Source organism: Neorhizobium sp. USDA 3394 (assembly GCF_056280385.1).
The window spans coordinates 1,081,923-1,095,081 of sequence record NZ_JBWCDU010000002.1; the positions used below are offsets into that span (position 1 = coordinate 1,081,923).

General features: G+C 58.6%; 14 protein-coding genes. 9 read left to right on the forward strand and 5 right to left on the reverse strand.

Annotated elements, in window-relative coordinates; translation table 11 throughout:
- The first annotated feature begins 40 nt into the window (after positions 1-40).
- The 3 genes from ACZ9EJ_RS26725 to ACZ9EJ_RS26735 all read left to right on the forward strand — a co-directional run bounded on the left by ACZ9EJ_RS26725 (position 41) and on the right by ACZ9EJ_RS26735 (position 2,731).
- Positions 41-343, forward strand: coding sequence for a hypothetical protein (locus tag ACZ9EJ_RS26725; protein WP_255736663.1), 303 nt, complete (start codon positions 41-43; stop codon positions 341-343).
- Positions 344-366: 23 nt separating this feature from the next.
- Positions 367-741, forward strand: a complete 375-nt coding sequence (locus ACZ9EJ_RS26730; protein ID WP_255736664.1) for a hypothetical protein — start codon at positions 367-369, stop codon at positions 739-741.
- 229 nt (positions 742-970) lie between these two features.
- Positions 971-2,731: a relaxase/mobilization nuclease domain-containing protein gene (locus ACZ9EJ_RS26735; RefSeq protein WP_255736665.1), complete on the forward strand. Its 1,761-nt coding sequence runs from the start codon at positions 971-973 to the stop codon at positions 2,729-2,731.
- A gap of 11 nt (positions 2,732-2,742) precedes the next feature.
- Here ACZ9EJ_RS26735 and ACZ9EJ_RS26740 read toward each other — a convergent pair whose 3' ends face one another.
- Entirely contained in the window at positions 2,743-3,258 is a 516-nt protein-coding gene (locus ACZ9EJ_RS26740) for an HAD family hydrolase (RefSeq protein ID WP_255736666.1), read from the reverse strand.
- A 522-nt stretch (positions 3,259-3,780) separates the two neighbouring features.
- Positions 3,781-4,485, reverse strand: coding sequence for an acyl-homoserine-lactone synthase (traI, locus tag ACZ9EJ_RS26745; protein ID WP_080955830.1), 705 nt, complete (start codon positions 4,483-4,485; stop codon positions 3,781-3,783).
- 248 nt (positions 4,486-4,733) lie between these two features.
- On the opposite strand from traI, the gene ACZ9EJ_RS26750 reads away from it, so the two are divergent.
- Together ACZ9EJ_RS26750 and ACZ9EJ_RS26755 are read left to right on the forward strand one after the other, a co-directional pair.
- Complete coding sequence (locus ACZ9EJ_RS26750) at positions 4,734-5,438, forward strand: autoinducer binding domain-containing protein (protein WP_080955826.1); 705 nt, start codon at positions 4,734-4,736, stop codon at positions 5,436-5,438.
- 93 nt (positions 5,439-5,531) lie between these two features.
- Complete coding sequence (locus ACZ9EJ_RS26755) at positions 5,532-6,233, forward strand: autoinducer binding domain-containing protein (RefSeq protein ID WP_052764685.1); 702 nt, start codon at positions 5,532-5,534, stop codon at positions 6,231-6,233.
- Positions 6,234-6,516: 283 nt separating this feature from the next.
- Here the strand turns inward: ACZ9EJ_RS26755 and ACZ9EJ_RS26760 are convergent, their stop codons facing one another.
- Positions 6,517-7,566 (reverse strand): winged helix-turn-helix transcriptional regulator, encoded by a 1,050-nt coding sequence (locus ACZ9EJ_RS26760; protein WP_255736667.1) that lies wholly within the window; start codon positions 7,564-7,566, stop codon positions 6,517-6,519.
- A gap of 41 nt (positions 7,567-7,607) precedes the next feature.
- Here ACZ9EJ_RS26760 and ACZ9EJ_RS26765 point away from each other — a divergent pair, with 41 nt between their 5' ends.
- The 3 genes from ACZ9EJ_RS26765 to ACZ9EJ_RS26775 all read left to right on the forward strand — a co-directional run bounded on the left by ACZ9EJ_RS26765 (position 7,608) and on the right by ACZ9EJ_RS26775 (position 10,812).
- Positions 7,608-8,489: a GHMP family kinase ATP-binding protein gene (locus tag ACZ9EJ_RS26765; protein WP_052764684.1), complete on the forward strand. Its 882-nt coding sequence runs from the start codon at positions 7,608-7,610 to the stop codon at positions 8,487-8,489.
- 26 nt (positions 8,490-8,515) lie between these two features.
- On the forward strand, positions 8,516-9,538 hold the full coding sequence (locus tag ACZ9EJ_RS26770) for a pyridoxal-phosphate dependent enzyme (protein ID WP_046641874.1): 1,023 nt from the start codon (positions 8,516-8,518) through the stop codon (positions 9,536-9,538).
- 68 nt (positions 9,539-9,606) lie between these two features.
- Positions 9,607-10,812, forward strand: a complete 1,206-nt coding sequence (locus ACZ9EJ_RS26775; RefSeq protein WP_046641873.1) for an ATP-grasp domain-containing protein — start codon at positions 9,607-9,609, stop codon at positions 10,810-10,812.
- A gap of 167 nt (positions 10,813-10,979) precedes the next feature.
- Here ACZ9EJ_RS26775 and ACZ9EJ_RS26780 read toward each other — a convergent pair whose 3' ends face one another.
- On the reverse strand, positions 10,980-11,447 hold the full coding sequence (locus ACZ9EJ_RS26780) for a GNAT family N-acetyltransferase (protein ID WP_052764683.1): 468 nt from the start codon (positions 11,445-11,447) through the stop codon (positions 10,980-10,982).
- Between the two features lie 188 nt (positions 11,448-11,635).
- On the opposite strand from ACZ9EJ_RS26780, the gene ACZ9EJ_RS26785 reads away from it, so the two are divergent.
- Positions 11,636-11,920 carry a DUF6894 family protein gene (locus tag ACZ9EJ_RS26785; RefSeq protein ID WP_046641872.1) on the forward strand — a complete coding sequence of 95 codons (285 nt, stop codon included), beginning with the start codon at positions 11,636-11,638 and terminating at the stop codon, positions 11,918-11,920.
- 73 nt (positions 11,921-11,993) lie between these two features.
- Here ACZ9EJ_RS26785 and ACZ9EJ_RS26790 read toward each other — a convergent pair whose 3' ends face one another.
- Complete coding sequence (locus tag ACZ9EJ_RS26790) at positions 11,994-13,157, reverse strand: threonine synthase (RefSeq protein ID WP_046641871.1); 1,164 nt, start codon at positions 13,155-13,157, stop codon at positions 11,994-11,996.
- Between the last annotated feature and the right edge of the window lie 2 nt (positions 13,158-13,159).

Consider the following 13,159-nt stretch of genomic DNA (forward strand, 5'->3'; position numbering starts at 1 on the left):
AGAAAAGGGGAAGGACGTGGAGGAGGCCGCGACCTCGTACATGCCCACCAGCATCGACCTTGATACGCTCATGCCCGATGACGTTCCTCAGGGGCGGGGAGAAGTTCCTAACACCTTGCGCTCGGAAACCCGCAGCCCGGGCAAGCATCAACGCAGTGAGCGATCGGCGCCCAAGGCACGCGCCTCCGCGGTCGGTGCCGCAGGGAAGCGAAAACGCATATCCCTTTATCTTGATGACGAGGTGCTGACAAAAATCTTCCGGGTCTCGTTGGAACGCCACGAGCAAATGTTGTCGGCGACGCACAGGCTCATCATCGAGGCACTGAAGGCCAGGGGGCTATAGATCGGATGCGAAAGCCGCCCATCATGTTCCGCCTGCCCGATCACGTGCTGCGCAATGTCGAGGCCCTTGCCGCGCGGCTCGAGATCTCCATTAACGTCGTCGCCAAGCTGATCGTCACCCGGGAGATCATGCACGTTCCGGCGATGCTCGACGAACACGATCGTCAACTGGCAAACATGCACCAGTTCCTGCGCGAACTTGCCTTTCGCAATGAGGCGTTTCTCGGCGAGTATGGCAGACATGCTGGCAGCGCTAACGCGATCACGCAGAAGCTGGACGAGGTCATGTTCTCCCTCGATGCGATCCGTGACGCCGCCTTCGTTCGGCCATCCTGTTATATCGTTGACCTGATCAGGAAACATGATGAACGAGCCTTCCAGAAGTCGCTCGAGGTCTAGGCCGGAAGGCCGTCGGCTACCTGGCTATTTCGACCTTATCGAAGATGAACTGCGACGGCGCGGCGGCGGCGGCGGTGGCGGTGGCGGGAAAAGGCAGTCGATCGCGAAAACCGGCCCACCTTCCGCGAGGCATCCCGGCGCCGCATCGGCACTCAGCCGCGCGGCGGGCAACAACGCAGTCGTCGTCAAGGTCCTGTCCTATGGCGCCGGCGCGAGTTCCGCTCGCAACGTGCTTTCCTACCAGAGCAAGGAAGAGAAGGCGCGCGACCAGGACGGACGCGAAGTCTCCGACCTCAATGGAGCCGTGCGCTCATGGGAGAGAGAGTTCGGAAGCCGCAAGGGCAGCAAGGACGTTCTTCGCCTGACCTACGAGCTTGAAAGCACCGGTCGGGAAGACATAGCCCGCGCCCTCGGTTCGCTCGCAGAGGATGGTTTCCATCAGGCCGGTGACACGGGGCGGACCTACGCCTTCAGCGTGAGCAAGGGCGTGAAGGGGCAGACACGGCTGCATTTCGCGCTGGTGATTGCCCACGAAAAGAAGGACAGGTCGGATCGAAGCGGCCGCAACCGCATCCCGGGCGAGATTGATGCCGCGCGTGCCATCGATGTCCGCCTGGACGAGGCCTTGCGGCGAGAGGGGGTCACGCCGATCTCGCGCTATCCGGCCGAGTTCTCCTCCGGCCCGAAGGGTCTCACCGCAACCCTCCACTCCATGCAGCGCAGGGGTGCGGAGGTGACGCTTTCGACGACAACGCATATCGAGGAGCGTCCCGGCAAGAGTGGACGATACCTGAACGGCGCCGAGCGGCGCGAGGTTACCACCAGCGATCACAAGCAATTGACGGCGGAGGGGAAGGTCGTCGGCGCCCTCATGCAGACCCGCCAGCCGCGGGATTTCATGCACCTGTTGCTGTCGGGGCCGGCGAATGTCGACCGTGATCAACTCGTCCATGCCGGCCGTGACTTCTTAAAAGAGCAATTCGCCGGCCACCGCTATGCCTATGCCGTCCACAATCGCCATGACCTTGAGAAGCATCCGCATCTGCATGTGATCGTCGCGCTGCGCAACGGTGGCGGAAAGATGCTCAATCCCAATATCCGCGACTTCACCGAGTGGCGGCTCCGCTTCGCGCAGAAAGCCCGCGAGCGCGGAATCCCGATCGACCGTCAGAAGCGTATCGAGCGTGTCGGGCCTCCCCCCGTCAAGCGTTGGGAATGGGAGATGTTCCGCCGGATGGGAGCCACGGCCCCGAGCAACGTGATCGATAAGGTGTTGGCCAGGGTCCGGGACACGCCGACTGCGCCGAGACTGGAGGACGCCAGGAGACGACTCGAGCAGAGCCGCCGCTCGGTCGGACTTGTTGTCAAGATGCTGGACGGAATTGCGAAAGATCGATCCGCGCCAAGCACGGCGCGCGAGCTGAGCCAGGATTTATCAATTGGACTGCAACGCGAATACCGGCGGCTTGAGACAGCCGTCCATAATGGCCGTGATCCCACGAGAGAGAAAGGCGAAGAGCATATGCTGCGATCGACACCAATCAGCGCCGCGCAGGCGACGGCGGCGAAACAAACGCTGGCGAACACCGCCGTGAGTCTTGCCGCGAAAATCGCCAATCCATCCGATCGGCTGATCTTCGAGCAAGCGACGAAGATCATCGGAAAGGTCGTCGCGCTACAGCTCGACGCCCGCGTCGCAAAGAACCGTGATCGCGCCGAGGCTGGCAAGGACAAAGGCAGTTCGGACAGCCTGGAAACGAAGTCGGCCGCCGGGCGAGATCATATTGCGGAGCAGGGCGTCGTCAACAAAAGTTCGAACAACCGGTCTCTCGACGTATCGCGTATCGCCCGATCCAACGCCGAGCATGATAGGCTGGAAAGCGACCATTGCGATCGCGAGCGTCAGAAAACGCAACAGAGAAATCGCGAGATCCCGAAATCGATCAAGCTTCGCCCGCCACAACAAAAGGACAGAGATCGCAGCCGCTGACGCAGCGGCAGTCACTCTGATTGGGCGACAATGCAGTGGTTTCCGGTGCGATGACGCACCCCCAATATCTGTTCGATCGCGGCGCGAAGCTGTTGGACCTCCGTGATTTCATGGGGAGATGAGCGTCGGGGTTCGATCGCAATTTGCGCGCAAGAGGTTCGGTCACTTCCCCAACCGGAACAATGGATCCCCGTGACACCTGCATTGCTTGCGGCGAAAATAGCTGCAGAGCTACCGACGAACACGGCTTCGCTGGTATCGACCCCGTACCGGTCTAGCGCTCGGAGGATCATGTCGGCTTCCGGCCTCTGCCGCGGATGATTCCTCGCGTTCAATCGAGTATCATTCGGTCGCGGCGATGCTCCTGCCATCCAGAAATCTGGCATCGTTCCACCAACAGCCAGCAACTGGTCGAGTATTCTGATCAGGGCAGCAGCTTCTGACTTTCCATGGGTACCAGCAGCCATGCCGCTTTGGTCCGATATAAAGCCGAAACGGAGGTTCAGCGCTCTGACCTGTTTCAACATTTCAACGAATCCGGTGTTAATGTCCCCCAACATAAGTTCCCTCGAGCGGGGGGGGCGCCTCAGGAGGAGACCATTTCTCTGGAAAATGACAAGGCTTGTAGAGCCGATTTCTCGAAATATGCAGTAGACGTCGTGCGCGTCAGTGCTCATAAGCTGACTATCAAAGCCTTAGGTAGCTTTGCCTCTTAGTAAATTCGAGTGTGTTATGGACTTTATAGTCGACCGTTTTTGAGGTTTCGGTACCCAGCTTTCGTAATTGAGAACCTGCGTACGATCATCAAGGCCGACTGAAAATGCCGGCCCTTAAACCACGCTAAGCGCCCGCCGCCGCGGTCGGCCCGGTGGCTGGCAATCGAACCGGCCCCCATCTCCGGCAAATCGCGCTTCGCCGCCGCGGTCTGCTATGCCTTGACCCGGATGAGCGAGCGCCAACAGCATGTATAGAAAACCAGAGTGACCTCTATCTTGTTGTCTTTCTCATCGAGAAAATCCGATGCGCCTGCATGAGATGTGGGCGATCAATCATCTTGCAGTCCAATCGAAGCCACCGGAACCGGGATTTGTGTCGAACGCCGCGACCACCCGTTCTGCGTACCCATCTTCTTCTGGACCGGAAAAAAAGCCTTTCGCTTCGATCAGCTCATAAGTTGCCGGCCGGACTCGCTCCAAACTTTGACTATCAGCCTTCAGGATCCCCCCGATGCTTGCAACGTTGCCTATCAGCTGCGGCTCTCCAAGCCGCTTCATCGGCCACCCCGCATGCCGCAGCAGCCGTTCAAAGCGCAGATCCGTCGCCGTGACGATTTCTTCATAACCGTGTTTGATCGACCACTCGATGATCCCCGCGAACAGGCTTAGGGTCGCGTCATGTAGTAGGCCCATCGCCCGGCCAGGTGAATGCGTATCGACGCAAAATCGGGAGCTTTCCACCATGCGGCTATGCGGTGCGAATCGTCCCGGCGCCAAGAGAATTGGAAACTTCCTCTCCAGCATTGTTGGCCCTGTTGCGGGCAGGAGGCGAGCAGTACCCAGTACTTCATCATGCTCTCCAACCGCGAGCAGGTAGTGGGGATCCAGTTCATCGAACTCGTCACGCTCCTCGCCGGCAACTACAGAGACATCCCACTTTAAACGGCTTTGGAAGACGCGGGCACGAAGCGCGAACATTTTTTGAAGGAGGCTTTGCTCGACATGGTGGTTTGACGTCTGCAGGAGAATGATCTTCATGACGGCCTCGCGAAGTTCGAAAACCACATTGAGCCTTGATCGCTTTTTTTTGGTAAGCTCTCTTTTTTGAGGGGTTTCAAGCTTCCGAAGGAGCGGATGCGCGCCGACGTCAGCGCTTAAAAGTGATCATATGTCATCAAATACGCGTGAAGACCCTCAATTTTCCCGGTCAGGATCTGCGCTCGGAGATGTAACCGCTGGTGTGATGTATCCAGTCAAATCCGAGATTAGCACCGCGAGGTGGCCCGATGAGCGATAAATTGGATGGCCTTATAGAGGAAGTGTCCCTTTCCAGCGATCAGCGTGACGTCTCACGCGTGCTGCGCCGAGTAACGGCGCGATGGGGATTTCAATATTTTTGTTATCTGCGCCTCAGCGGCGCAAAAACCTATGCTCTCTCGAACTATCCACAGATCTGGCAAAAACGCTATTTCGAATGCTCCTATTATCGGATAGATCCGGTGATCCAAAACTCAATGTCAAAAAAGCAAATGTTCGCATGGTCCGGCACGGCGCCCCAAGCCAAACCATCGCGTCAAGTCCTACGGTTTTTCGAAGAAGCCGCGGAACTCGGCATCAGGTCGGGAATTTCCATCCCGGTTTCGGTGGGGTTCGGATCAACCGCGATCCTGACATTCGCTTCAGGGCAGGCGCGCCTTGCTATCGAAGATCTCGATGATCCTATCAAGGCGGCGGCAGCCGCGACGCTCGTGCATGCCTATCTAACTTTACTTGACGCAGTTCCCACCTCGACGGCCTCTCCGAGACTAACGCCTCGGCAAGCACTATGTTTGAAGTGGTCTGCGGAAGGAAAAACGATGGAGGAGATCGCAATGCTGCTCAGGCTAGCCAAGACCTCTGTTCGTTTCCATCTTGACGAAGCACGAACGCGGTTGGACGCCATGACGCTGCAGCAGGCTACCGCCATCGCGACAACCTTGAATCTGGTCTGATCCGAAATATCCCGCGCAGCCGTAATCGATTGCGAGCTTTGCGGGTTTGTGCAGCACCGGATCAAGCCTGTCAAAAATCAATACGGGACCGTCATGACTCGATTGTTGCAGGCGCTGAATGATGCGCTGGAAGCCGCCGAGACAAATTCGGACTTCGAGCCCTTCCTTGCTGCGTTGACTCGCGAGTCCGGATTCGATTTTTATGCCTATCTCGGATTGGGCTCGCGGAAGATCTTCGCGAGGTCGAATTATCCTGATGCCTGGCAATCGGACTATCTCGCTAACTCATATTTTTCCATCGACCCGGTCGTAAACACGGCAAGGCGGACAATGCGTCCGTTCCGGTGGTCCGCCAGCAACTACCAGGACCAAGATCAATGGGCCCGGGATTTTTTTAGCCGGGCGGCGGCGTTTGACATCCGGTCAGGCTTGTCATTCCCGATTTCAATCGGTTTCGGGGGAATGGCAATGCTCACGGTAGCCTCTCGCCACGATGCTTCAACGATCAGTTTGGAAATCGACCCCGTTTTTGCAGCCGCGACCGTCGGGCATATTCACGCTCGATTGCGGGTCCGTGGTCGGGCAAGCGGAAAAATGCTTGTTAAACTGAAACCTCAAGAAGTCGCCTGTTTGACCTGGTATGCCCAGGGAAAGTCGCTTCGAGACATCGCGATCATCGAAGGGATGAAGTATTCCAACGTGTGTTTTCACATGTCCAATGCACGTAAGAAGCTCGATGCCGGTACGAGTGCACAAGCCGCCGTCAACGCGACGCGGTTGAAGCTTATTCCGTGACCATACGGAACAACACCGCCTGGTCGCCAGCAGCCACCGCCCTCCGAAGGCGGTCCATGATGATGGACGGGAACGGTATGAGGGCCTCCCCGATCTTGGGATGCGGGCCGTTTGTGTTCAACGGGATCTCCAGGCAGTACTCGAGGCCGGCCATGTGCGGGTCAGATTTTCCTTCACCGGGGGCGTCCCTTTGTGCCGCTGCCCGAGCTGGGTTAGCTCCGGCATTGCTTTCCAGCCAAATGTCATAGTGGAGCGGAAAGATCCGCCGCAAGCCTATCAAGCGTCAGTCCTGTTCGGCATCGAATGCGTAGCCGATGCCGCGGACCGTACGGATAACGTCTGTTCCGCCGTTTGCGCGCAGTGATTTCCTCAGCAGCCCGATCCGGACATCGACGGTACGATCGTCAACGAATGTATTGGCGGGCCAACCGAGTGCGATCAACTCCTCGCGGCGAAAGACCCGGCCCGGACTTTGCAGGAAAATTTGCAGGAGATTGAACTCCAGGGCACCCAGCTGGACGATCCTGCCATCGCGCTGAACCCTGCGGGTCCGGACATTGAGTTCGATCCCACCTGACTTCAGGATTCCCTGCTGGTCCGAGCGCTGCCCGTCGGCAGACAGTGTACGGAGATATTCGAGAAGCTTGATTGGTTCGAACGGGCGATGGAACGGCCTGTCAGCCCCTGCCTGGATCATCTCGAGGTAAAGCGCCTCCGCACCCTGTTCGATCAAAGGTATGAAGGCTATCGCGCGCGTCGACTGTGCGGTCTTCAGCCGTGTACACAGGTCACGACACATCGTGCTTGAGGCACGGCACTCGGCGATCACCGCCTGCGGCTTGATCATTTCGGCCCGTTCGACGACCTCGTCGGGATCTTTGGCCAGTACCACGGCGAAACCGTCTGTTTCCAGCATATGCTTCATGAAAAGAAGAAAGTCCAAACTGGGGGAAACCAGCATCAGAGTCGGAGACAACCGTCCATCCTCGAAAAGCTGCATCAGGATATGACCGGAATACTGGATATCTCCCGGCCAAGCGACCTGGCTAGCCCAATGCAGGAAAAGCGTTTGCGCGCAATTATGTGCCGTGTTTGGCAGGCTGCAAGTCGCAGAATTGCGAGCAGTTCGCGGGACAAGCCAAACGGCACCCAGTCGTCCATCGACTGATCCCTGGCGGTTCGTTCGCGACATCCGCAAGCGGAGATAGCGGCGAGCTGGATCGCACAGATCTTGCATGATGCAAGTCCCGTCTTTTGCAAAGAACTCAACAAATAATTGCATAAACTTAACAATGCTCGTGTAGAGTTTTTCCCCGCACAGTGACAGGATCAAAACGGTTCGTCCGTCATTCGCGGGAGCATGGGAGGTCGAAAATGCCGAAGGCGCGAGGATTTGGAGAGGCCTGGGCTCATCACGGTGAGATCCTGCAGGGTATATTCGAAGACGAGAGAAGTCATAAACATCGGGGACTGGTTTCGCTTCCCTGCCGTCATCTGAGGTCAGAGGCGGTGTTTTTTCCCAACTCACATGACCAAGTAACGGTCTCTCCCTGCTCCCGCGAAAAAGCGCGCAGGGCTGCCGAACTCACCATGCGCCGGGCAGGAATTGAACGTTGCGGTGGACACCTTGTCATTGCGTCTGACATACCCGTCGGCCGAGGCCTTGGTTCGTCGACCGCCGATGTGCTGGCGGCCATCCACGCAGCCATCGACTACCTTGGTCTCAGTTGGACCCAGGAAGAGATCATGCGCGTCGCCGTCGAGGCGGAGACGGCCTGTGACTCGACCCTCTTTACTCAGAGCGCCGTATTGTTCGCCCAGCGGGAAGGGATCGTGATCGAGCCATTCCACCGACCCGTTCCTCCGATCGACATCATCAGTGTCGATACCGAGCCGTTGAAGACGGTCCCGACACTCGATTTCGTGCCGGCCCGCTATGACACGTTCGAAGCCGAGGCCTTCAAGTCCCTACGCAGCCTCCTCAGGAGGGCCATCAGGCTTGGAGACCTGGATCTCATCGGCAGGGTTGCAACCGCAAGCGCCAACCTGAATGAGAGGTTCCTGCCGAAACCAGGTCTTCGCGCGCTTCAGGAGATCGCCAGCCGATGTGGAGCCTTCGGCGTCCAGGTCGCCCATAGCGGAACCGTCGTGGGTCTGATGTTCGACCCCCGAGGGCCGGAAACGTCGCAGAAGATCGATCGTGCGATTTCCGCTCTCGGCGCAGCCGACTTCCAATTCCGGATCTTCAACGCGTAAACATTCGACCCCCAGGGGAGAGCAATATGGCATATTCCCATTTTCGAAATCTCGAGGATTTCGAAGATCCTCGACTGGTACAGATCGACAGCAACCTGTACGGCGCGGCGTTCTTCCTGATGAAGCTCCTGCCAGCCAGATTTATCCTCGAACAGGCTTTCGAACGCGGGGAGTTAACAGCCGGAAGCTGTATCTGCGAGACATCTTCCGGCACTTTCGCACTGGCGCTCGCAATGTTGACTGCACAGTCCGGCAATGGGCTGATCATTGTCTGTGACTGGGCAATCGATCCGAAACTACAAAGGCGGCTACTGGAGCTTGGCGCCCGCCTCGAGATCATCACGGATCCGCAGCCCCAAAGGGGCTTGCAGCAGGCCCGGCTCGACCGCCTGCGCCTGCTGCTTGCCGAAAACGGCTCCCGATTTTGGCCTTGCCAGTATGACAATCCGGACAACCCGCTGTCCTACGCCAGGGTCGCCGCAAAGCTGGTCGAACGGATCGGCCGCGTCGATTGCCTCGTCGGAACCGTCGGGTCAGGCGGCTCGCTCTGCGGCACGGCTCGTTATCTGCGCATGTTGTTTCCGGACCTCTTCGTGATTGGGGTCGACACGATGAACAGCGTCCTCTTCGGGCAGCCGGATGCGTCGCGCTTGATCCGTGGGCTGGGCGGCAGCATGGTTCCGAAGAGTATCGACCATACCCAAGTGGATGAGGTCCACTGGCTTTCCGCTGCCGAGACATTTCGGGGAACCCGCGATTTGCACCACCGTCACGCCCTGTTCATGGGCCCGACAAGCGGGGCAGCGTTCAAGGTCGCCGCCTGGTGGAGTGGCCGCCATCGGGACAAAAATACCGTGGTGTTGATGCCCGACGAAGGCCATCGATACATCGATACCGCCTATGACGACGACTGGCTGGCTGCAAACAGTCCTGACTGGATCGACAGCAGGACCGAATGTCCCGCAACGACAACGGAACCGGGCTCGAAATTTACCAGCTGGACACGCTTCGCCTGGGGCAGGCGAGCCCGTAGCGAGGTTGTGCCGTAGAACAATGGTTCCCGGCGGATGTCGCGGCGGGTCAACAGCCGCGGAAGATCACAGAAGGAGGCAACACGATGCCAGACGGAAAACTGGTTTTCCTGGAAAGCAGCACCACCGGACATCTCTTCGTTCGAGCGGCCCGCCACCAGGGGCTTTGCCCGGTTTTGGTGACAAGCGGAAGTGATCGCTATCGAAATCTGGCCGGCGAGGCCATCGACACGATCATTGCCGATACCTGCGATATTGCGGAGATGGCTCTGGTTTGTGATGAACTCCAGTCACAGGCACCAATTGCCGGGATATTGTCCACTTCGGGTGCTTACGCGGCAATGGCCGCTCGTCTTTGCCACCGGTTGGGACTCCCCGGCGGCGATCACCAAGCGATCGACAACTGCCAGAACAAATTCCTCCAGCGCGGTACGCTCAAGAATGCCGGCTTCCTGACGCCGGCCTATGAACTGGTCCACAGTATTCCCTCCGCTGTCGAAGCAGCGACCCGGATCGGATTTCCGGTGATCGTGAAGCCAGTCATTGGAAGTGGAAGCACCGGTGTGCGCCTTTGTCTGGACAGTGGAGATGTTGGAGAGCAGGTGGCCCATCTGCTCTCGACCGGCAGCGAGGGAACGGTCCGGGAGATCCTGATCGAGGAATTCATTGTGGGACCTGAATATTCCGTTGAGACAGTTGGAGATGTCGTGCTCGGCATCACCAGGAAACATCTGGGGGAATTGCCGTATTTCGTCGAGGTGGGCCACGATTTCCCGGCGCTTTTGCGCCAGGTCGACGAGGCTTCGATTGCCGACACGGTCGTATCCGCACTTGACGCGATGCACCTTCATTGGGGGCCGGCGCATACGGAGTTGCGCCTGGACGAGCGAGGGCCGGTCATCATCGAGGTCAACCCCCGGATGGGTGGGGACATGATCCCCGAACTGACAAGGCTGGCCACCGGCATCGACGTGGTCTCCGAGACGATCAAGCTGGTCACCGGTGCAAAGATCGATCTGACTCCGCAAAGACGCCGGCGGGCATCCATCCGATTCCTCCATCCAGGCGCCGAGGGGGTCGTCCGATGGGCGTCGGATCTGTATGCCGCCCGCGCGATCTCGTCGGTCTCGGAGGTTGAACTCTACATGGCAGAAGGGGATGAAGTCCGCCGGCATGGCGACTATCGGGACCGGATCGGCCATGTCATCGCGGTCGGCGAAACCCAAAACCAGATCGAAGCCAGTCTCGCGAATGCCATGGCACATTTGCAATACGGTATAGAGGCTTCTTGACTCAGGTAAGGGCAGATGGCCCAAGCCGAGCCTCGACCACAATCCTCTTCGCGCGGACCGTCACGGTGCGTCCGAGAACTATGGCGGGACGCCAAGACCACGGGGAGGCGACGGCAGGTTCGATGCCGAATTGCATTGACGTTCCCAGAGCAGGGCCTTGCGCATGATCACTGCCTAAATGCCACCTCGTCGAGCACGTAGTAAAATTTGCCTCTTTCCCGAATGGCACCAAGACTCTCGTAGAACGCCATCGCCTCCGGGTTGGTACTCGAAACACCCCATTTGATACGGAAGCAATCCAGGATCGCGGCTTCTCTGGACATGGCCCCCATCAATTCCCGCGCGATCCCCTGTCGACGATGGGCTTCATCGACCATCAAGTCGCTCAGATACAACATGGGCCTGTTTCTAAACGTGAATTCCAGAACAAAATAAAGCGCGAACCCGACGATTTTCCCCTCCGGGTTTTCGCTGACCAGGATGTTACAGGCCGGCGGCGCCCGGTCGACGACCAGCCGGCTTAGTGCCTGCTCGTCAATGGCGAAAATATCACCATAGCCCTCGACGTCCGCGTGCCTCTGCATCAAGGCCAGGACGCTTGCTACATCACCATGCTTGATCTTACGGACCGCCATGCCCACACCCTGGATCGACTTTCGCCGGTTGATCTTAGCAGGGCAGGGACCTAATCAGTGCAAAGTTCGTGTGAATTAATTCGGCGATATCGAGAAGTTTTACGAAGCCAGCCTTGAATTATGAAGGGATATTTCGGGAACCGGCCGTGTCGGGGTGCGCTCGATGATCACGGTCGTTGGTCCCGCGCATGGCGGGAGGTTGCAGCCTGGCGGGCAGAGTAGCCGACACCGCGGGGGTGGACTGTAGCGGCCTTGAAGCCGCGATCCGTCCTGCCACCGAGGCAATTCGCTCCACCATCGCCGACCATCTCAGGTCAGAGGAACCTCTCACGCTGACCGCAGTCACCATTACAGATGCGGTGGGCAGCGTCCTTTCGCGGATCTCTCTTGCGGGTGCGCTGCAAGCGATTTTGCCGTCCGCCTTGCGTCTTTATGCAACGGACGCGCCATATGACATGGGGCGTTTGATGTAGTGAGCCTGCGACATGATGGTGCTGTGGCACCGTCTCGAACAACCGCCGTGAACGTCTCCTACTGGAGATTTTATCAGCTCTCTTTATAGCCGTGTGACGTCAGGATCAGCACAACTGACGCATCCTGTGTAATGACAGACTGCTCGCGCAGGATCTTGAGTCCGGCAAGCGCAATCGCGCTCGAACTTTCCACGAAGAGGCCTGCTTGCGCCAGTTCGCGCTGCGCGGCGATCGTTTGATCGGCCGACGGCCCGGCGACCGCTCCTCGCGAGCTGAGCAGCGCAGCGATCGCCTGATAGGTGACGGTTGTTCCACCCAGAGAGAGAAACGGCGACTGCCCATCAAACTGTCCCACATAGTCTTCCCCCGCCATGACCCGCGCGATTCGGGGAAACGGTTCAGCGGCGTGAATTCGCGGAATGTCTCTCACGAGACCGGCGCCGAAAAGGTCGGCATACCCCTTTGTCAGTCCCCACAGCAGATCCCCCCGGGACACCGGCACGATGATATCGCTTGGCTGTTCCGCACCCAAAGCCAGAAAGAGTTCAAGCGCGATCGCCCTGTACCCGTCCACGGCGAACAGGTTGCTGCCGACGGCCGGGATTGTAAAATTGCTGGCCGGATACCATTCACCTGACTTGGCGTGGACAGAAACCAGCTCCCATCGCGCTGCGGAGTTCGGCGCCACGATAACCTCGGCGCCGTGCAGCTCGATGGCTTTTCGCCAGCCTGACGCCATGGCTGCGGTGGTGACCACCACGCATTTGAGACCAGCATGGGCCGCATATGCCGCGAGCGAGGCGCCGGCATTTCCACTTGAAGCGACCGCGAGCGTGCGGGCGCCGATATCGAGGGCTCTGCGAACGACGGCCGCGCTCATTCTGTCCTTGTGCGAGCCGGTGGGATTTGCGCCCTCGTTCTTTATTCCCAGCCATCTGACCTTGTTCTTTGCCGCGGTCTCGGTCAGTTCGAGGAGAGGGGTATTTCCCTCACCGAGGCGGGGATGACCCGGATAGGCAAGCCAGGTTGCAATTTCTCCGGCGCCCCTCAATTCCAAAAAACTCTCAAAAATCGGTGCAACGCTCGCGGGCGCCCCTGCCGCAGCGCAGGCCGGACAACCGTAAAAATAGTCGCCGATCGGCCAAGTCCTTTGGCATTTGACGCACTGCATGCCGGACAGAGAAGGATTTGGCTCGACGACGCAAACCGGTCTGCTCTCATTTTCTTGCCTGATCATTG

Bases quoted from the DNA above. Each gene is read 5' to 3' on its own strand.
- ACZ9EJ_RS26775 (WP_046641873.1), top strand. From the start codon at position 9,607: ATGCCAGACGGAAAACTGGTTTTCCTGGAAAGCAGCACCACCGGACAT.
- ACZ9EJ_RS26785 (WP_046641872.1), top strand. From the start codon at position 11,636: ATGGCGGGAGGTTGCAGCCTGGCGGGCAGAGTAGCCGACACCGCGGGG.
- ACZ9EJ_RS26755 (WP_052764685.1), top strand. From the start codon at position 5,532: ATGACTCGATTGTTGCAGGCGCTGAATGATGCGCTGGAAGCCGCCGAG.
- ACZ9EJ_RS26730 (WP_255736664.1), top strand. From the start codon at position 367: ATGTTCCGCCTGCCCGATCACGTGCTGCGCAATGTCGAGGCCCTTGCC.
- ACZ9EJ_RS26770 (WP_046641874.1), top strand. From the start codon at position 8,516: ATGGCATATTCCCATTTTCGAAATCTCGAGGATTTCGAAGATCCTCGA.
- ACZ9EJ_RS26725 (WP_255736663.1), top strand. From the start codon at position 41: ATGCCCACCAGCATCGACCTTGATACGCTCATGCCCGATGACGTTCCT.
- ACZ9EJ_RS26740 (WP_255736666.1), bottom strand. From the start codon at position 3,258: ATGTTGAAACAGGTCAGAGCGCTGAACCTCCGTTTCGGCTTTATATCG.
- ACZ9EJ_RS26780 (WP_052764683.1), bottom strand. From the start codon at position 11,447: ATGGCGGTCCGTAAGATCAAGCATGGTGATGTAGCAAGCGTCCTGGCC.
- ACZ9EJ_RS26790 (WP_046641871.1), bottom strand. From the start codon at position 13,157: ATGATCAGGCAAGAAAATGAGAGCAGACCGGTTTGCGTCGTCGAGCCA.
- traI (WP_080955830.1), bottom strand. From the start codon at position 4,485: ATGAAGATCATTCTCCTGCAGACGTCAAACCACCATGTCGAGCAAAGC.
- ACZ9EJ_RS26750 (WP_080955826.1), top strand. From the start codon at position 4,734: ATGAGCGATAAATTGGATGGCCTTATAGAGGAAGTGTCCCTTTCCAGC.
- ACZ9EJ_RS26765 (WP_052764684.1), top strand. From the start codon at position 7,608: ATGCCGAAGGCGCGAGGATTTGGAGAGGCCTGGGCTCATCACGGTGAG.